Below are 17066 nucleotides of genomic sequence, written 5' to 3' on the forward strand. Positions count from 1 at the left end.
GCGGGCTTCGGCATAGATTTGCGACTGTGGCACTTCGGCCACCAGGGTCCAGCCCAGATCACGCAACGGCAGGCTCAACGCCAGAAAATCTTCGCCCTCGCGTACAAAGCTGCTGTGGGTGGCAGTTTGTTGACCCATGACCGCCTGCGCAGCCGGCGCGCCAATTTGCTCGACCAAAGAACGCTTGCCGCTGAACTGCGCTTCGGGATGAACCTGGATCAAACCGTCGGAACGCACGAGATAGACCTTGCCGCGCTCACCGAAGCTGAAGTTGTGGATCAGCTCCGACAGCTCTTTCATGCTCAACCCGAGCCCGGCAACGCCCACGACTTTGCCGGCCTGTTCAACCTTGAGGTCGATGAACAGCGCCAATTCTCCGGTCGCAGTGTCATTGTCGATATTGAGAGTGCGTGGCTGGTTGCCATCGAGGAAGGCATAGAACCAAGCGTCTTTGGGATTGGCGCGGCTGAGAGTCCGGTCCAGGCCTTTTTCAGTGAAATAGTGGTTTGAAGCGGTGCCGACAATCAGCGCGGTAAACGCTTTGTGTTCAGCGCGGATGCCTTCCAGATAGGCCACAAACGTGGGTGCCTGGGCACTGTTTTCACCGGCGGCCAACCAGTCGCGCACCATGCTATTGCTGGCGATGTCCTTGGCGGCGGTGAGGGGTTGCACGAGGATGCGCTCGATGTCGTTGCGCATCGCTTCGATGCTCGACGGCAGCGCTTGTTCGACCAGATAGCGCTGGGCGAGACGGTTGACCACGAGGGTATAAATGCCCACCACGATCAGGATGCTGACCAGCAGGGCGGTGCCCATACTGAGGATCAACTGCCATTGAATACTGCGTCGCCAGAACTGCATGGAGCACCCCCAAAGAATAAGAGGCTGAAACACTGCAACAGCCGTGCCGATTGTATACAACGCAAACGACAATTTATTCTTTGGTTGTGCGCAAAGCCTGTCAGGCCTGACTGATCGTCTTGGCGATCACTTCAACCGTGGCGCTGACTTGCTCTTGGAAACGGTCGAGTTCGAACTTGTGCTGCTTTTGCATTTCGATCTGCTGCGAGCACAGATTCATCGCTGCCAGCACCAACAGGCGGTCACCGATCAGCGTCGGGTACTTTCTTTTGGTATCGGCCAGCGCGGCTTTCAACATCATGGCAGCGTCCAGCAGGGTTTGCTCTTCCCCGGCCGGCGCCTTGATCGAATAGTCCTCCCCCAGGATCGAGACGACTTTTACCCCTGCGGCGCCGACACTCATGCGCTGACCGGACCGGCGCTGACGCGTTCAACCAAGGCCTGGATGCGCGCTGCGGTAGCGCCGTGTTTCTCTTCCTGCTCCATCAGGTTCAGTTGCAGGCTTTCGTTTTCATCCTTGGCCTGGGCCAGTTCTGCGCTCAGGGCCTGGTTGGCGCCGAGCAGGGTCTGGTTCTGTTGAACAAGGTCGCTGACCAGTTGCTCCAATTGGTTTAGGGATGCTTCCAACATTTTGATTTTCCAAGCATTTTCAAGGGGCGCGTACGATAAAGAAAAGTCACCACGCTTGCCAGGGTTATTGGGCGCAAGGCCTTGATTTACCTGGCGAGTGTCCTTCCTCGCGAACCTTAAAGACTGTGATTGCCGGATCTGGTTCCTGCACTTCGTCGACCGGCTGCTCCTACAGTTTGGGCCACCTGTGTGCGACAAATACGCGCAGCCGCTCAAGACTTTAGTCGCGTGACCGATAAGTCATCCATACGTCAGTCTCAGCGCCGCTCGATGCGCTCACTTCGGTAGAAACCATGTCCCTTCGTAATATGAATATCGCTCCGCGAGCGTTCCTCGGATTCGCCCTGATTGGCGGCTTGATGCTGGTTCTGGGAGCGTTTGCCTTGAACCAGATGAGCAAGATTCGCGGTGCCGGTGAAGACATCGCCTCCATCAGCGTGCCGAGCATCAAGAGTCTCGATGAGTTCACGCAACTGACGCTGCGTCTGCGGGTGCTGTCCTACCGTTTGCTGGTGAACCGCGAACCTGATGTCCAGCAGAAAACCATTGACCTGTTCGACCTGCGCAACCAGCAGATCCGCGAGGCGCAGAAAGTCTACGAGCCGCTGATCGATGGCCCGGAAGAACAAGGCGCTTACGATAAGTACGTGCAGTTGCTGGCACAGTACCGTCAGCTTGAAGAGCGGATGAAAACGTTCTCGCGCAACAATCAGGTCGACGATCTGCGCAAGCTGCTGAACTCCGAGTTGCTCGCCAATTCCGAAGAGGTCAACACCGCCCTGGCGAAGTTGCTCGAGATCAACACCCGGCAGATCGAAAAAACCGACCAGCGCGCTGGCGATCAATATTCGACGTCGTTCAATCTGGTCATCACGTTGCTGGTGATCGCCAGCGGCCTGACCGTGCTGTTCGCCTGGCTGCTCACCAACAGCATCACCAAGCCCATCGCCAATGCCCTGAGCGCAGCCGAAGAAATTGCCGAAGGCAACCTGACTCGCCCGATCACCGTCGATGGTGAAGACGAAGCCGGCCGTTTGCTGCTGGCCATGTCGAAGATGCAGGAAAAGCTGCGCGACACCCTGCAACGCATTTCCGGCTCGGCCACGCAATTGGCCTCCGCCGCAGAAGAACTCAACAGTGTCACCGACGAAAGCGCTCGCGGCCTGACCCAGCAGAACAACGAAATCGAACAGGCCGCCACCGCGGTCAACGAAATGACCAGCGCCGTGGAAGAAGTCGCGCGCAACGCGGTGAGCACCTCCGAAGCGTCGAAGAACGCCACCACCTCGGCCGGCGATGGCCGGGATCTGGTTCAGGAAACCGTCAGCGCCATCGAACGCATGAGCGCCGATGTGCAGAGCACCGCCAGCCTGATCGGTGATCTGGCCAACGAATCGCGCGACATCGGCAAGGTGCTGGACGTGATTCGCGGCCTGGCGGACCAGACCAATTTGCTGGCATTGAACGCCGCGATTGAAGCCGCGCGCGCCGGTGAAGCCGGTCGTGGTTTTGCCGTGGTGGCGGACGAGGTTCGCGCGTTGGCTCATCGCACCCAGCAGTCGACCAGCGAAATCGAACGCATGATCGGCAGCATCCAGAGCGGCACCGAACACGCCGTGGACTCGATGCGCAACAGCACCGAGCGCGCCGAATCAACCCTTAATATCGCCCGCGGTGCCGGTCTGTCGCTGGATACGATCAACACTGCCATCGTTGAAATCAACGAACGCAACCTGGTGATCGCCAGCGCGGCGGAAGAGCAGGCGCAGGTGGCTCGCGAAGTGGACCGCAACCTGGTGAACATTCGTGATTTGTCGGTGCAGTCGGCGACCGGGGCCAACCAGACCAGTGCGGCGAGCAATGAACTGTCGCGGCTGGCGCTGGACCTGAACAATATGGTTGGACGGTTTAGCCTGTAATCGGGTGATGCCAAAAAGATCGCAGCCTGCGGCAGCTCCTACACCGGATCGGTGTTCACCCGGTAGGAGCTGCCGCAGCTGCGATCTTTTGATCTGCAAACCTTTTTGACAGCATCACATTTCAACAGGTTAGAATCGCTGGCACGCAGACTGCATGGTCAGTTTGTGCCCGCCTATCAGTTTTCCCGGAGTACTGCCTTTGAATGCGACGACCATCAACAGCCTGTTCTTGATCGGCGCGTTGCTGGTAGGTGCGAGCATTCTGGTGAGCTCACTTTCGTCCCGCCTCGGTATCCCGATTCTGGTGATTATCCTGGCCGTGGGCATGGTGGCCGGCGTCGACGGTGCCGGCATTATTTTCGATAATTACCCAACGGCCTATCTGGTCGGCAACCTCGCGCTCGCGGTGATTTTGCTCGACGGCGGTTTGCGCACAAGGGTCTCGAGTTTCCGCGTAGCGTTATGGCCGGCACTGTCGCTGGCCACGGTCGGCGTGCTGATCACCACCGGGCTGACCGGCATGGCGGCGGCGTGGTTGTTTGACCTGAACATGATTCAGGGCCTGTTGATCGGCGCCATCGTCGGCTCCACGGATGCCGCGGCGGTGTTTTCGTTGCTGGGCGGCAAAGGCCTGAACGAACGGGTCTCCGCCAGTCTCGAAATCGAATCCGGCAGCAACGACCCGATGGCGGTGTTTCTCACCGTGACCCTGATTGACATGCTTGCCAGCGGCGAAACCGGCCTGCACTGGAGCCTGCTGGGCCATCTGGTGCGCGAGTTCGGCATTGGCGGCGTGATCGGACTAGGCGGCGGCTGGCTCATGTTGCAAATGGTCAACCGGATCAATCTGGCGACCGGCCTCTACCCCATTCTGGTGATTGCCGGCGGCCTGGTGGTGTTCGCCCTGACCAACGCCTTGCACGGCAGCGGCTTCCTCGCGGTCTACTTGTGCGGCCTGGTGATCGGCAACCGTCCGGTGCGCAGCCGTCACGGCATTCTGCACATGCTCGATGGCATGGCGTGGCTCGCGCAAATCGGCATGTTCCTGGTCCTGGGGTTGCTGGTCACGCCACACGACTTGCTGCCCATCGCCCTGCCCGCGCTGGGCCTGGCGTTGTGGATGATCCTGTTTGCCCGGCCGCTGTCGGTGATGGTCGGGTTACTGCCGTTCAAGGCCTTCCACGGGCGCGAAAAAGCCTTTATTGCCTGGGTCGGCCTGCGCGGCGCGGTCCCGATCATTCTGGCGGTGTTCCCGCTGATGGCGGGGCTGCCCCACGCTCAACTGTATTTCAACCTCGCCTTCTTTATCGTGCTGGTCTCGCTGTTGGTGCAGGGCACAAGCCTGCCGTGGGTGGCGAAGCTGCTGAAAGTCACCGTTCCGCCCGAGCCGGCGCCGATCTCCCGCGCCGCGCTGGAAGTGCACGTCACCAGCGAGTGGGAACTGTTCGTTTATCGCCTCGGCGCGGAAAAATGGTGCATCGGCTCGCCCCTTCGCGAGCTGAAAATGCCCGAAGGCACCCGCATCGCGGCGCTGTTCCGGGGTCAACAACTGCTCCATCCGTCGGGTAGTACGGTGCTCGAAGTCGATGATTTGCTGTGTGTTATCGGCCATGAACACAACTTGCCGGCCCTCGGAAAACTGTTCAGCCAGGCACCGCAACGGGGTCTGGATTTGCGCTTCTTCGGCGACTTCGTCCTCGAAGGAGACGCCCAGCTGGCCGCGGTTGCTGCCCTGTACGGGTTGAAGGTCGAAGGCATCGATCCGGACATGTCCCTGGCCCGCTTCATTGCACAGAAAGTGGGCGGTGCGCCGGTGGTGGGTGACCAGGTGGAGTGGAACAACACCATCTGGACGGTCGCGGTCATGGAGGGGAACAAGATCGGCAAAGTGGGCGTCAGATTCCCCGAAGGAAGTCGCCCGGGTCCTGGACTCTTCCTCTAAACTCCACACTTCGTCTCGCTTTAGATCGGTCTCTATGTCAACCCTGCGCACCTTTTTCATCACGGCCCTGCTGGGCTTGAGTCTTTCTGTCGGTACGTTGCAAGCGGCCGAACCGTTGTCCAGCGAAGCCGTGCAGACGAGCCTGGACAAGATCGCCGACCGCAAGCTGCCGGAAGCCGATCAGAAGGCCCTGCAAACCGTCCTGCAAAACACGCTGACCCAGCTCAACAACAAGCGCGATTACGAGCGCAAGCTGGCCGATCTCAAGCAGCAACTCGCCACCGCGCCAAAACAGAACATCGAGAACCAGCGCGAACTGACGCGTCTCAAAGCCACCACCGAAGTCCCGGTGGCGCAACGCTTTGCCAAAGAGTCCATTCAGCAACTCGAGCAGATGCTGACCGAACGCTCGACCCAGCAAGGCGATCTGCAAAAAGCCCTCTCGGATGCGAACAGCCTGGTCATCACCGCCCAGACTCGCCCGGAACGCGCGCAGGCGGAAATTTCCGCCAGCCAGACGCGTATCCAGCAGATCAACAACGTCCTCAAACTCGGCAAGGACAACGGCAAAACCTTGAGCGGCGAGCAGCGCGACCTGCTGACGGCCGAGCTCGCGGCATTGAATGCGCTGATCCCGCTGCGTCGCCAGGAACTGGCCGGCAATAACCAGTTGCAGGATCTGGGCAACGGCCAGCACGACTTGCTGACGGAAAAAACCGACCGCCTGGACCGGGAAATCCAGGAACTGCAAACCCTGATCAACCAGAAGCGCCTGGCCCAGTCCCAGGAGACCGTGACTCAGCAGTCGATCGAGGCACAGAAGTCCGGCAGCAGCGCTCTGTTGGCCACCGAAAGCGCGGCGAACCTGAAGCTTTCCGATTACCTGCTCAAAACCACCGACCGCCTCAACGTCGTCACCCAACAGAATCTGCAAACCAAGCAGCAACTTGACAACGTGACCCAGAGCGATTCGGCGCTCGACGAGCAGATCAACGTGCTCAAGGGCAGTCTGCTGCTCTCGAAAATCCTCTACAAACAGAAACAGGCCCTGCCGCGTCTCAAGCTCGATCGCGACCTGGCGGACCAGATCGCCGACATTCGCCTGTATCAGTTCGAGGTCAGCCAACAACGGGAATTGCTCAGCAACCCGGCGACCTACGTCGACACCCTGCTGGCGACTCAGCCTCCGGAACAAGTCACTCCGCAATTGCGCAAGACGCTGCTGGAAATCGCCATCACCCGCGCCGACTTGCTGGAACGACTGAACCGGGAACTGAGCGCAGTGCTCAATGAATCCATCACCCTGCAACTCAATCAGAAGCAGTTGCTCAGTACCGCGCAAAGCCTGCGGGCAACACTCGACGAGCAAATGTTCTGGATTCCGAGCAACAAGCCGCTCGATCCGGAATGGATGCGCGGCGTGCCGGAGCGCCTGCAACGTCAGGTCGCGACCCTGCCGCTGGCGTCGAGCGTGAGCGAACTGATCGACGGCCTGACGCAACGGCCGCTGTTGTTCCTGCCGTTGGTGCTAGTCATCGGCGCCCTGCTGTGGCGGCGCAAAAGCCTTTATGCCCGGCTGAACAAGGTTCACCAGGACATTGGCCACTTCAAGCGTGACAGCCAGCTGCACACGCCGCAGGCCATTCTGATCAATATTCTATTGGCCTTGCCAGTGGCGCTGGGGCTGGCGCTGTGCGGCCTGGCCTTGCAGATCGACGCCCGTGGGCAGAACGCCAACATGGGTTCGGCGCTGCTGCAAATGGCGCAGGCCTGGCTGGTGTTCTATACCGCCTACCGGATCCTTGCGCCGGGCGGCGTGGCTGAACTGCATTTCCGCTGGGAGAAACCCCAGGTCGAATTCCTTCAGGGCTGGGTCCGTCGTCTCGGTCTGGTGGTCATGGCGTTGGTCGCGGTGGTGGCGGTTGCCGAGTTGCAACCGGCGGCGCTGGCCGATGACGTGCTGGGCATGCCGGTCGTGCTGATCTGCTACGCCTTGATGGCCTGGCTGCTCAGCCGATTGCTCGTCAGCAGCCCGACACACGAAAACGCTTCACTGTTCCGCAAAGCCGTCGGGGTCCTGTTCACCATCCTGCCGGTCGCGCTGTTCGTGGCGGTCTGCTTCGGCTACTACTACACCGCGCTGAAACTCAGCGACCGCTTGATCAACACGCTTTACCTGCTGATGTTCTGGCTGGTGATCGAAGCCACCTTTGTGCGCGGCCTCAGTGTGGCGGCCCGCCGTTTGGCCTACCAACGCGCCCTGGCTAAACGTCAGGCGGCAAAAGAGGCCGGCGATGGCGAAGCGGTGATCGAAGAGCCGACGCTGGACATCGAAAAGGTCAACGAACAGTCCCTGCGCCTGATTCGCCTGGCACTGCTGGGCGGTTTCATCGCGGCGCTGTACTGGGTCTGGTCCGATCTGATTTCGGTGTTCTCGTACCTGGACAACATCACTCTCTACGAATACACCAGCGGCACGGGCGCCAACATGAGCATGGTGCCGATCAGCATCGGCGACATGCTCGGCGCGCTGATCATCATCGGCATTACCTTCGCCCTCGCGCGCAACTTGCCGGGTTTGCTGGAAGTGCTGGTGCTGTCGAAGCTGAATCTGGCCCAAGGCAGCGCTTACGCTACGACCACGCTGCTGTCTTACGTGATCGCCGGCGTCGGTTTCGTCTCGACCCTGTCGACCCTCGGCGTGAGCTGGGACAAGTTGCAATGGCTGGTGGCGGCGCTGTCGGTCGGGCTCGGCTTCGGGATGCAGGAGATTTTTGCAAACTTCATCTCCGGCATCATGATCCTGTTCGAACGCCCGGTGCGGATCGGCGACACGATCACCATCGGCAACCTGTCGGGCACGGTGAGCAAGATCCGCATCCGCGCCACGACCATTACCGACTTCGACCGCAAGGACATCATTGTCCCGAACAAGACGTTCATCACCGGGCAACTGATCAACTGGTCCCTGACCGACACCATTACCCGGGTGACCCTGAAACTTGGCGTCGACTACGGGTCGGACCTGGACCTGGTGAAAGAGCTGCTGCTGAAGGCCGCCCGGGATAACCCGCGGGTGTTGAAGGACCCGGAACCCCATGTGTATTTCCTGAATTTCGGTGAAAGCACCCTCGACCACGAGTTGCGCATGCACGTGCGCGACCTTGGCGACCGGAACCCGGTGCTCGACGAGGTCAACCGCTTCATCAACCGCGAGTTCAAGAAGCAGCACATCAACATCTCGTTCCGGCAGATGGAGGTTTACCTCAAGAACCTTCACGGCGAGGAATACAAAATCGTCCCGATCGAGTCGGAAACCAAGACCATCCTGCCACGGGTTGATGGCAATCCCACGCAAGAGCCGCCGCCCGCCAAGCTCGACTAACCGCCCTATCCCTAGCAGAATGCTCGGACATTCTGCTGGAGATGGCCGGTGAAAGCCCTCGACGAACTGACCTTCGATAATCGCTTCGACCGCTTGGGCGATACGTTTTCCGCCCACGTGCTGCCCGAGCCTATCGACAACCCGCGCCTCGTGGTCGCGAGTCCTGCCTCCATGGCATTGCTCGACCTTGATCCGGCGGTGGCTGACACCCAAGAGTTCGCCGAACTGTTCAGCGGCCACAAGCTCTGGGCGGATGCGGTGCCTCGGGCGATGGTCTATTCCGGTCATCAGTTCGGTTCCTACAACCCGCAACTGGGCGACGGCCGGGGACTTCTGCTTGGCGAGGTCTACAACGAGGCCGGCGAGCATTGGGACCTGCACCTCAAGGGCGCAGGCCAGACGCCTTTTTCGCGTATGGGCGATGGTCGCGCGGTGCTGCGCTCATCGATCCGCGAGTTTCTCGCCTCCGAAGCCCTGCATGCGTTGAACATCCCGACCACCCGCGCCTTGTGCGTGATCGGCTCCGACACCCCGGTGTGGCGCGAGAAACAGGAGCGCGCAGCGATGGTCCTGCGCCTGGCACCAAGCCACGTGCGCTTCGGCCACTTCGAATATTTCTACTACACCAACCGCCCCGAGCAACAAAAAGAACTCGGCGAACACGTGCTGGCCATGCACTTTGCGCAATGCCTTGAGCAGCCGGAACCGTACTTGGCGATGTTCCGCGAAATCGTCGAGCGCAACGCCGAACTGATCGCCAAGTGGCAGGCCTATGGCTTCTGTCATGGGGTGATGAACACCGACAACATGTCGATCCTCGGCATCACCTTCGATTTCGGCCCGTTCGCCTTCCTCGATGATTTCGACGCGAATTTCATCTGCAACCATTCCGACGATCAGGGCCGCTATTCCTTCAGCAACCAGGTGCCAATCGGCCAGTGGAACCTCAGCGCCCTGGCCCAGGCATTGACGCCATTCATCAGTGTCGAGGCCCTTCGTGAAACCCTCGGCCTCTACCTGCCGCTGTTTCAGGCCCATTACCTCGACCTGATGCGCCGCCGCCTCGGATTCACCACCGCGCAAGACGATGACCAGCAACTGCTGGAGCAACTGCTGCAACTGATGCAGAACAGCGGCGTCGATTACACCCTGTTCTTCCGTCGCCTCGGCGATGAATCTCCGGAGGTGGCGGTCGCCCGATTGCGTGATGACTTTGTCGACATCAAGGGCTTCGATGCCTGGGCCGAGCGCTATGTAGCCCGTATCGCTCTCGAAGGTATCGTTGATCAGGAACAGCGCCGCACACGCATGCACGCGGTCAATCCGCTCTACATCCTGCGCAACTACCTGGCGCAGAAAGCGATCGATGCGGCCGAAAGCGGCGACTATTCAGAAGTACGCCGGCTGCACGCGGTGCTGAGCAAACCGTTCGAGGAGCAGCCGGGTATGGAAAGCTACGCCGAACGGCCGCCGGAGTGGGGCAAGCATTTGGAGATCAGTTGTTCGTCTTGAACCCGCTTAGATGAAGGTTTCCACTGACACACCGAAGCGCTCGGCCAACCAGCGGACTTGTCGCAGGTTGAGCTGACGCTTGCCGCTCAAAATTTCGGAGACCACCGATTGAGTGCCGACACCCGGTAGATCGCTCTGGGTCAAACGGTGCTCACGCATCAGGTAGCCAAGGACGTCGGCGCCGCCAGGCTTCGGCATCGGGTGATGTTTGTGATCCCATTCCTCGATCCAGTCACCGATGATATCCACCAGACTCATCAGCGGATGGGACTCGTCATCACCCGTCATCTCCAGCAATTCGTCCAGTGCTGTCGCCAACAGGTCATAGTCGTCTTCATTTTTTGGCTTGCGCAGCAACGGCGAGACGAATTCCCAATGCTCAACAGCTCTTTTGATCAGAACACTCATACTTTTCCTCCCTTCCATTTTCCGCGGTCATATTCGCGGTGGTCCAACACATCCTTGATGTATAGCTTTTGAGAGCGATACCTGACAAAAGCGATCAGGCGCAGCTTGTTTCCACCGATATCGAAAACGTGAAACTCCCCAACCTTATCGATAGCGGGGAAAAGATTTTTCATCGCCGCAAAATCTCTCGGTTTACTGCCTCTGGCCACCTGATACCAATGGTCCAGAGCGGTGGCTGCATGGGGCCATTTAGTCTTGGCGTCCCGTATTCGTTTTTCGGTGATGACATGCATGCAACATCCTTATCGCATTCTGCTATGGGGAGTAAATCATAGACTCGAAATATCGCAAGTAGCGATATACCAATGCTGACCAGCGGCCTCACTCAGCACATTCAGCCTAGTTTTATCCTCGGGCACTGCACGATTGAAATATGAGCAAACGTCTCCACATAGCATTGATCGGCTTCTCACTTGGACCCTCTTATGACCGACCCACTCCTCATCCCCTGCCCCCACTGCAACGGCCTCAACCGCATCCCCGCCGAGCGCCTCGCCGACCACCCAAAATGCGGTCGCTGCAAAGCCGAGGTCTTGCTGGGCAAGCCGTTCGAACTGAAACAAGCCGATTACGCCAGCCAGATCAAAGGCGATCTGCCGTTGCTGGTGGATGTGTGGGCGGACTGGTGCGGGCCGTGCAAGTCGTTTGCGCCGGTATTCGAGCAGGCGGCGGGGCAATTGGCGGGCAAGTGTCGGCTGGCCAAGCTGGACAGTGAGGCAAATCAGCAGCTGTCGGCGCAGTTGGGGATTCGCTCGATTCCGAGTCTGATTTTGTTCAGGAACGGTCGGGAAGTGGCGCGCCAGAGCGGGGCGTTCCCGTTGCCGCAGTTGATGACTTGGTTGCGTAGCCAAGGGATTTGAACCCACACAAATCCAAATGTGGGAGCGAGCCTGCTCGCGATGACGGTGTGTCAGTCGACATCGATGTTGAATGACAGATCGCTTTCGCGAGCAGGCTCGCTCCCACAGTAGTTATGTGTTGTTTGCAGGAATCAGGCGTTTTCCAGGAAGTTATGCAGCTCGACGAATTGCTGGGTCAGTTTGTGCCGTGGGTCGAGGTGGATCAGCGGCGTGTTGGCCTGATGCGATTCACGCATGCGCACCGAGGTGCCCAAATAGACCGGTAGCACCGGCAAACCCTCGGCAATCAGTTCGTCGAGGATTTGCTGGGGCAGGCTGGCACGGGCCTGGAACTGGTTGACGACAATGCCTTCGACTTCCAGCCCTTCATTATGGTCTTCCTTCAACTCTTCAATTTCCGCCAGCAAACCATAAAGCGCCTGACGTGAAAAACTGTCGCAGTCGAAAGGGATCAGTACACGATCCGCGGCGATCAACGCCGAAACCGCATAAAAATTCAAGGCTGGCGGGGTATCGAGGTAAATCCGGTCATAGTCGCCGTCCAATTCCTCGAGCAATTTGCGCAGCTTGTTGATTTTGTGTTTTGCCTCCAGCTTGGGCTGCAAATCGGCCAGTTCGGCGGTCGCGGTGATGAGGTGGAGGTTATCGAACGGGGTTTCGTAGATATCGACCTGATTCTTCTTCGAGAACGGCCCCGAAGACAGGGTCTGCTTGAAAAAATCGGCAATGCCCATCGGAATGTCGTTACCGGTAAGCCCAGTGAGGTACTGGGTGGAATTGGCCTGAGCATCGAGGTCCACCAATAGGGTGCGATAGCCCTCGCTGGCACTGACGGCCGCCAGATTGCAGGCAATGCTGGATTTGCCCACGCCGCCTTTCTGATTGAACACCACACGCCGCATGTCAAAACCTCCGTGTATCAAAGAATGACCGAGTGTAGTTGTCCACAGCGTTGCTTCGCTACCTCGCGGGACCAATATGAATAATGGCCAAACGACAGCTTTGCACGAACCATCCAGTCCGTTTCCCTGGACAAAATGTAACCAGCATTTGCTACGCGCCTGCCGCACCGGGATAATGCGCGCCACCCGGCGCTTAGCGTCACGTCAGGTGAAACGCTGTTTTTGCGACTTGCCGCGTCAAGAAAGCCCGCAGGGGCGGGATGAATGCCTGTGATCAACTTCAACATCGCCCAATGGCGCGCGTGGGCCCCTGGGCTCGAAAGCGTGGACGATTGGCAGGCCTGGAGCCGACAACCGGTCGTGCTGCCAAACTGCGAGGCCGCTCCCGACGTGTCGTTTCTGCCGGCCATGCAGCGCCGACGGCTCAGCCGTCTCGCGCGGATGGCGTTCAGCGTGGGCTGGCCGTTGGCCGATGGTCGCCATGACCTACCGTTGGTCTTTATTTCCCGTCACGGCGAAACCCCGCGCACCTTCGAAATCCTCAGCGATCTGGCCAATGATCAACCGCTGTCACCCACCCAGTTCAGCCTGTCGGTGCACAACGCGGTGATCGGCTTGTGGTCGATCATGCGTGGCGAAACCAGCGAGATGACGGCACTGGCCGCGGCCGGCGATGGCCTTGAACACGGCATGCTAGAGGCGGCGGCGCTGCTTGGCGAAGGGGCGCCGGCGGTTCTGCTGGTGGTCACCGAGGAGCAGCCGCCCGAAGCGTATTCAACCTGGATCGACGACGTGCCCTTCCCCTACGCGGTGGGTTTGTTGCTGACGCCGGGTCACGATTGGCAGCTGTCCCTGAACAGCACTCAGCAAGCGTTGTCCAAAGCCCACTGGCCCCATGCCCTGAATCTCTTGCGTACCCTGCTCGGCCAGCAGACCACCTGCCAACATGCCTGGAAAAATCGTGTATGGACCTGGCAACGCAACCTGTAAGCGAAAAACCCCGCGACGCCTATTACTGGCGTTTGCTGGCGACTGCCGCAAGCTTCACCCTTTTCGGGTTGGGCGGGTTGTGCCTGCGCCTGGTGGTTTTCCCGGTGCTGAGCTGCCTGCCCGGGAGTGCACAACAACATCGGCTACGGGCGCGGCAGACCGTCAGTCGCTGTTTCTGGTTTTTCGTGCGATTCATGGCTCGCACCGGTGTGCTGACCTATGACATTCAGGGCGCGGAACGACTCGGGCGCCCCGGGCAGATGATCATCGCCAATCACCCTTCGCTGATCGACGTGGTGTTCCTGATCGGTCTGGTGGGCCACTCCAACTGTGTGGTCAAAAGCAGCCTCTGGGAAAACCCGTTCACCCGTGGCCCGCTGCGCCGCACCGATTACATCAGCAACGACGGCAGCATGGACATGCTCGACGCCGCTGCCGACGCGCTGAAAGGCGGCCAGACCCTGATCATTTTCCCTGAGGGCACGCGCACCCAACCCGGGGAAGCACCCGCCTTTCATCGGGGTGCCGCATCGATTGCGCTGCGGGGTGCGAAAATCCTGACCCCGGTGATCATCAAGGTCAGCCCGACCACTTTGACCAAGGCCGAACCCTGGTATCGGATCCCTAAACGTCGCGTGCACTTCAGTTTTCGTGTCGGGGCCGATATAGACCCACAGGCCTTCGCCGCGCAAGGGCCTGCGCCTCAAGCGTCGCGCAAGCTCAATGATCACTTGCATCACTACTTTATTAAGGAGCTCGCCGAAGATGAGCGATCTGCAAACGGTTAGCCTCAAGCACGAAATCAAACAACTGATCATCGACGCCCTCGGTCTCGAAGACATCAGCGCACAAGACATCGGTGACGACCAGACACTGTTCGGCGAAGGCTTGGGCCTGGACTCGGTTGACGCTCTGGAACTCGGCCTGGCGATTCAAAAAAAGTACGGCATCAAAATCGACGCCGACGCCAAAGACAACCGTAATCACTTCAGCAACGTGGCGAGCCTTGCGGCGTTCGTTACTGCAAAACAGGCAGCTTGAGACCGGACCATGCAAACTCGTGACGACATTTTCAACACCCTGCGCGATGCCTTGGTCGAACTCTTCGAGCTGGACCCCGAACGTGTGAGCCTCGATTCCAACCTGTATCAGGACCTGGAAATCGACAGCATTGACGCGGTCGACCTGATCGATCACATCAAACGCCAGACCGGCAAGAAAATCGCCGCCGAAGAATTCAAAACGGTGCGTACTGTCAGCGACGTGGTCGAGGCGGTCTATCGTCTGGTTCAACCAGCCGCATGAGCCGACTGATCGGCCTCGGCCTGCTGCTGGCGGGCCTGTTGTATCCCTTTGCAGTGTATTTCGGCATGGAGCATTTTGCCCCGTGGCAATTCGGTTTGCTCTTGGGCAGCCTGTGGCTGGCCCGGGCACTAACGGGGCGACGCCGGCCGGGAAGCCGGTGGATGGCCACCGCCGCCATCGTGTTTTGCCTGTTGCTGGCGCTGTTCGACAGCCCCGCCCTGCTGCGCTGGTACCCCGTGCTCATCAGCGGCTTCATGCTGGTGCTGTTCGGGCTGAGCCTGAAATACGGCCGGCCGATGGTCGAACGCCTGGCCCGTTTGCGTGAACCACGCTTGCCGGCCAAGGCTATTCGCTACACGCGGCACGTGACGATTGCCTGGTGCGTGTTTTTTCTCTGCAACGGATTGTGCGCCGCCGCCCTGACTCTCTGGGCGCCGCTGAGTTGGTGGATGTTGTACACCGGCCTGATCTCCTACGGGTTGATCGGCTTGATGTTTGCCATTGAATGGCTGATACGACAACGGGTACGAGGCCACCCATGAATTGGATAAAACTTGAGCAGTTGTTGCTCAAGGCTCAACCGGAACGCGCCGTGACGGCCGAGCCGGCGCTGAATCACGCCCAGCTGTGCGAACGGGCTTTGAGCCTGGCCGCCGGCCTGCAAGCGCAAGGCGTGCAGCGCATCGCCGTGCACCTCGAAGACGCTGCCGACCTGGCGATTGCCCTGCTGGGCGCCTGGCGCGCCGGGGTCAGTGTCTTGCTGCCTGCCGATCTGCAACCGCACACACGCCAGCGCTGGTTGGGGGACGTCGAGCTGTGGCTGACCGATCAGGCCGATGACGCGCACCCGAGCGACTATCGCTACGCGCCACTGAGCGCCGCCGCGCTGGATCTGGATCGCTGCACGCTGAGCCTGTGCACCTCCGGTTCGAGTGGCGAACCCAAGCGCATCGACAAATCCCTGCGCCAACTGGCCAACGAGGTCGAGGCACTGGAGCAGCTTTGGGGCGCCGATCTCGGTCAGGCATGCGTGATTGGCAGCGTCGCCACCCAGCACATCTACGGCCTGCTGTTTCGGGTGTTGTGGCCGCTGTGCGCCGGGCGCCGGTTCGTGCGCAAGCAACTGGCGTTTCCGGAAGATGTGCAGCGCGCCAGCCGCGAACATCCGGCGTTCGCCTGGGTGGCCAGCCCGGCATTGCTCAAGCGCATGGGTGACAACCTCGACTGGCCGGCGCTGAGTGCGGTTCGCCGGGTATTTTCCTCGGGTGGTGCATTGCCCGTCGAGGCCGCGCAAAGCCTTCAGCAACGCCTGAAGCAATGGCCGATGGAGATTCTCGGCAGTTCGGAAACCGGTGGCATTGCCTGGCGTCAGGGCGATGATCTCTGGCAACCTTTTGCCGGCGTCGAATTGAGCCAGGACAGCGAAGGCGCGTTGCTCATCGCATCGGCGTACCTGCCGGCCGGTCATATCGAACACACTGCGGACGCCGCGCGAATCGCCGCCGACGGCCGCTTCGAATTACTCGGTCGACTGGACCGCATCGTCAAACTGGAAGAAAAACGTATCTCGCTGCCCATGCTGGAACAAGCGCTGATGGCCCACAACTGGGTCGCCGAAGCGCGCCTTGGCGTGGTTCAGGAAAATCGTGCGTCGCTGGGCGCGTTGCTGGTGCTCAGCGAGCAAGGTCTGCATGCCTTGCGCAATCAGGGGCGCCGCACCCTCACTGAGGGACTGCGCCAACACCTGAGCCAGCATTGCGAAGCCCTGGCCCTGCCCCGACGCTGGCGCTTGCTGCGGCAACTGCCCTTGAACGCTCAGGGCAAGCTGCCTCAAGCCGACGTTGAAGCCTTGTTGCTGGCGCCACGCCCGAAAGCGCCGGAAGTTCTTGAGCAGAGTGAAACCGATGGCGAGTGGAGCCTGCAATTGGCGGTGCCGCCGGACCTCGCTTACTTCAGCGGCCACTTCCCCCGGGCGCCGGTATTGCCCGGCGTGGTGCAGGTGGAATGGGCGCTGAACCTTGGCCAGCAATTGATGAACCTGCCGCAGAAATTCGCCGGCATGGAAGTGCTGAAATTCCAGCAACTGGTGCGTCCGGGGGATGAAATCCAACTGCACCTGCGCTTCGACCCGGTGCGTAGCAAGTTGTATTTTGCCTATCGCAATGAGACGGCGACCTGCTCCAGTGGGCGGATTTTGCTGGAGGCTGCGGGTGATGCGTAAGTCTGGTGAGTGCTGCGCACTCAATCGCGAGCAGGCTCGCTCCCACATTGGACTTATGAACGAAGCGCCTC

16 protein-coding genes and 2 pseudogenes are annotated in these 17066 nt (G+C 59.9%); 12 read left to right on the forward strand and 6 right to left on the reverse strand.

Annotated features, from left to right (window positions below; translation table 11 throughout):
- From F8N62_RS26910 to F8N62_RS26920, 3 genes are all read right to left on the reverse strand, one after another.
- The coding region (locus F8N62_RS26910; RefSeq protein ID WP_191632452.1) for a cache domain-containing protein at positions 1-861 on the reverse strand (861 nt) is incomplete at its 3' end.
- Positions 862-961: 100 nt separating this feature from the next.
- The gene (locus F8N62_RS26915) at positions 962-1264 is read right to left on the reverse strand and encodes a cell division protein ZapA (RefSeq protein ID WP_150713515.1); all 303 of its coding nucleotides are present in this window, start codon (positions 1262-1264) and stop codon (positions 962-964) included.
- Positions 1261-1491, reverse strand: coding sequence for a hypothetical protein (locus F8N62_RS26920; protein ID WP_150713516.1), 231 nt, complete (start codon positions 1489-1491; stop codon positions 1261-1263). Before F8N62_RS26920 ends, F8N62_RS26915 begins: the two co-directional genes overlap by 4 nt.
- 359 nt (positions 1492-1850) lie before the next feature.
- Between F8N62_RS26920 and F8N62_RS32380 the strand changes: the two are divergent.
- The 5 genes and pseudogenes from F8N62_RS32380 to selO all read left to right on the forward strand — a co-directional run.
- Positions 1851-2507, forward strand: a pseudogene (locus F8N62_RS32380) (MCP four helix bundle domain-containing protein); the annotation flags it as partial.
- A gap of 303 nt (positions 2508-2810) precedes the next feature.
- Positions 2811-3410 (forward strand): annotated as a pseudogene (locus F8N62_RS32385) (methyl-accepting chemotaxis protein); the annotation flags it as partial.
- 199 nt (positions 3411-3609) lie between these two features.
- On the forward strand, positions 3610-5352 hold the full coding sequence (locus F8N62_RS26930) for a potassium/proton antiporter (RefSeq protein WP_150713518.1): 1743 nt from the start codon (positions 3610-3612) through the stop codon (positions 5350-5352).
- A 34-nt stretch (positions 5353-5386) separates the two neighbouring features.
- Positions 5387-8737, forward strand: coding sequence for a mechanosensitive channel MscK (gene mscK / locus F8N62_RS26935; RefSeq protein ID WP_150713519.1), 3351 nt, complete (start codon positions 5387-5389; stop codon positions 8735-8737).
- A 48-nt stretch (positions 8738-8785) separates the two neighbouring features.
- Complete coding sequence (gene selO / locus F8N62_RS26940; RefSeq protein ID WP_150713520.1) at positions 8786-10249, forward strand: protein adenylyltransferase SelO; 1464 nt, start codon at positions 8786-8788, stop codon at positions 10247-10249.
- A 6-nt stretch (positions 10250-10255) separates the two neighbouring features.
- Here selO and F8N62_RS26945 read toward each other — a convergent pair whose 3' ends face one another.
- Complete coding sequence (locus tag F8N62_RS26945) at positions 10256-10657, reverse strand: helix-turn-helix domain-containing protein (protein ID WP_150713521.1); 402 nt, start codon at positions 10655-10657, stop codon at positions 10256-10258.
- Positions 10654-10950, reverse strand: coding sequence for a type II toxin-antitoxin system HigB family toxin (locus tag F8N62_RS26950; RefSeq protein WP_150713522.1), 297 nt, complete (start codon positions 10948-10950; stop codon positions 10654-10656). Before F8N62_RS26950 ends, F8N62_RS26945 begins: the two co-directional genes overlap by 4 nt.
- Before the next feature lie 192 nt (positions 10951-11142).
- Here F8N62_RS26950 and trxC point away from each other — a divergent pair, with 192 nt between their 5' ends.
- A complete protein-coding gene (gene trxC, locus F8N62_RS26955; RefSeq protein WP_150713523.1) occupies positions 11143-11577 on the forward strand; it encodes a thioredoxin TrxC in 435 nt (144 codons plus the stop codon).
- A 131-nt stretch (positions 11578-11708) separates the two neighbouring features.
- On the opposite strand, the gene F8N62_RS26960 is transcribed toward trxC, so the two are convergent.
- Positions 11709-12479, reverse strand: a complete 771-nt coding sequence (locus F8N62_RS26960; RefSeq protein ID WP_150713524.1) for a ParA family protein — start codon at positions 12477-12479, stop codon at positions 11709-11711.
- Positions 12480-12743: 264 nt separating this feature from the next.
- On the opposite strand from F8N62_RS26960, the gene F8N62_RS26965 reads away from it, so the two are divergent.
- From F8N62_RS26965 to F8N62_RS26990, 6 genes are read left to right on the forward strand one after another with little or no spacing between them, the layout of a single operon-like run.
- A complete protein-coding gene (locus tag F8N62_RS26965) occupies positions 12744-13469 on the forward strand; it encodes a beta-ketoacyl synthase chain length factor (protein WP_150713525.1) in 726 nt (241 codons plus the stop codon).
- Positions 13445-14257 carry a lysophospholipid acyltransferase family protein gene (locus F8N62_RS26970; RefSeq protein ID WP_150713526.1) on the forward strand — a complete coding sequence of 271 codons (813 nt, stop codon included), beginning with the start codon at positions 13445-13447 and terminating at the stop codon, positions 14255-14257. The genes F8N62_RS26965 and F8N62_RS26970 overlap by 25 nt, the downstream gene beginning before the upstream one ends.
- The gene (locus tag F8N62_RS26975; RefSeq protein ID WP_150713527.1) at positions 14235-14510 is read left to right on the forward strand and encodes a phosphopantetheine-binding protein; all 276 of its coding nucleotides are present in this window, start codon (positions 14235-14237) and stop codon (positions 14508-14510) included. Before F8N62_RS26970 ends, F8N62_RS26975 begins: the two co-directional genes overlap by 23 nt.
- Positions 14511-14519: 9 nt before the next feature.
- Positions 14520-14774 (forward strand): acyl carrier protein, encoded by a 255-nt coding sequence (locus F8N62_RS26980; RefSeq protein WP_084320988.1) that lies wholly within the window; start codon positions 14520-14522, stop codon positions 14772-14774.
- A complete protein-coding gene (locus F8N62_RS26985; RefSeq protein ID WP_150713528.1) occupies positions 14771-15316 on the forward strand; it encodes a hypothetical protein in 546 nt (181 codons plus the stop codon). The genes F8N62_RS26980 and F8N62_RS26985 overlap by 4 nt, the downstream gene beginning before the upstream one ends.
- Positions 15313-16995: an acyl-CoA synthetase family protein gene (locus F8N62_RS26990; protein WP_150713529.1), complete on the forward strand. Its 1683-nt coding sequence runs from the start codon at positions 15313-15315 to the stop codon at positions 16993-16995. The genes F8N62_RS26985 and F8N62_RS26990 overlap by 4 nt, the downstream gene beginning before the upstream one ends.
- Positions 16996-17066 lie beyond the last annotated feature (71 nt).

This window comes from Pseudomonas fluorescens (assembly GCF_902497785.1).
Taxonomy (GTDB): Bacteria; Pseudomonadota; Gammaproteobacteria; order Pseudomonadales; family Pseudomonadaceae; genus Aquipseudomonas; species Aquipseudomonas fluorescens_BO.

Excerpts from the sequence above, each read along its gene's own strand:
- F8N62_RS26915 (WP_150713515.1), bottom strand. The coding sequence starts at position 1,264 with ATGAGTGTCGGCGCCGCAGGGGTAAAAGTCGTCTCGATCCTGGGGGAG.
- F8N62_RS26920 (WP_150713516.1), bottom strand. The coding sequence starts at position 1,491 with ATGTTGGAAGCATCCCTAAACCAATTGGAGCAACTGGTCAGCGACCTT.
- mscK (WP_150713519.1), top strand. The coding sequence starts at position 5,387 with ATGTCAACCCTGCGCACCTTTTTCATCACGGCCCTGCTGGGCTTGAGT.
- F8N62_RS26945 (WP_150713521.1), bottom strand. The coding sequence starts at position 10,657 with ATGAGTGTTCTGATCAAAAGAGCTGTTGAGCATTGGGAATTCGTCTCG.
- F8N62_RS26950 (WP_150713522.1), bottom strand. The coding sequence starts at position 10,950 with ATGCATGTCATCACCGAAAAACGAATACGGGACGCCAAGACTAAATGG.
- trxC (WP_150713523.1), top strand. The coding sequence starts at position 11,143 with ATGACCGACCCACTCCTCATCCCCTGCCCCCACTGCAACGGCCTCAAC.
- F8N62_RS26960 (WP_150713524.1), bottom strand. The coding sequence starts at position 12,479 with ATGCGGCGTGTGGTGTTCAATCAGAAAGGCGGCGTGGGCAAATCCAGC.
- F8N62_RS26965 (WP_150713525.1), top strand. The coding sequence starts at position 12,744 with ATGCCTGTGATCAACTTCAACATCGCCCAATGGCGCGCGTGGGCCCCT.
- F8N62_RS26970 (WP_150713526.1), top strand. The coding sequence starts at position 13,445 with ATGGACCTGGCAACGCAACCTGTAAGCGAAAAACCCCGCGACGCCTAT.
- F8N62_RS26975 (WP_150713527.1), top strand. The coding sequence starts at position 14,235 with ATGAGCGATCTGCAAACGGTTAGCCTCAAGCACGAAATCAAACAACTG.
- F8N62_RS26980 (WP_084320988.1), top strand. The coding sequence starts at position 14,520 with ATGCAAACTCGTGACGACATTTTCAACACCCTGCGCGATGCCTTGGTC.
- F8N62_RS26985 (WP_150713528.1), top strand. The coding sequence starts at position 14,771 with ATGAGCCGACTGATCGGCCTCGGCCTGCTGCTGGCGGGCCTGTTGTAT.
- F8N62_RS26990 (WP_150713529.1), top strand. The coding sequence starts at position 15,313 with ATGAATTGGATAAAACTTGAGCAGTTGTTGCTCAAGGCTCAACCGGAA.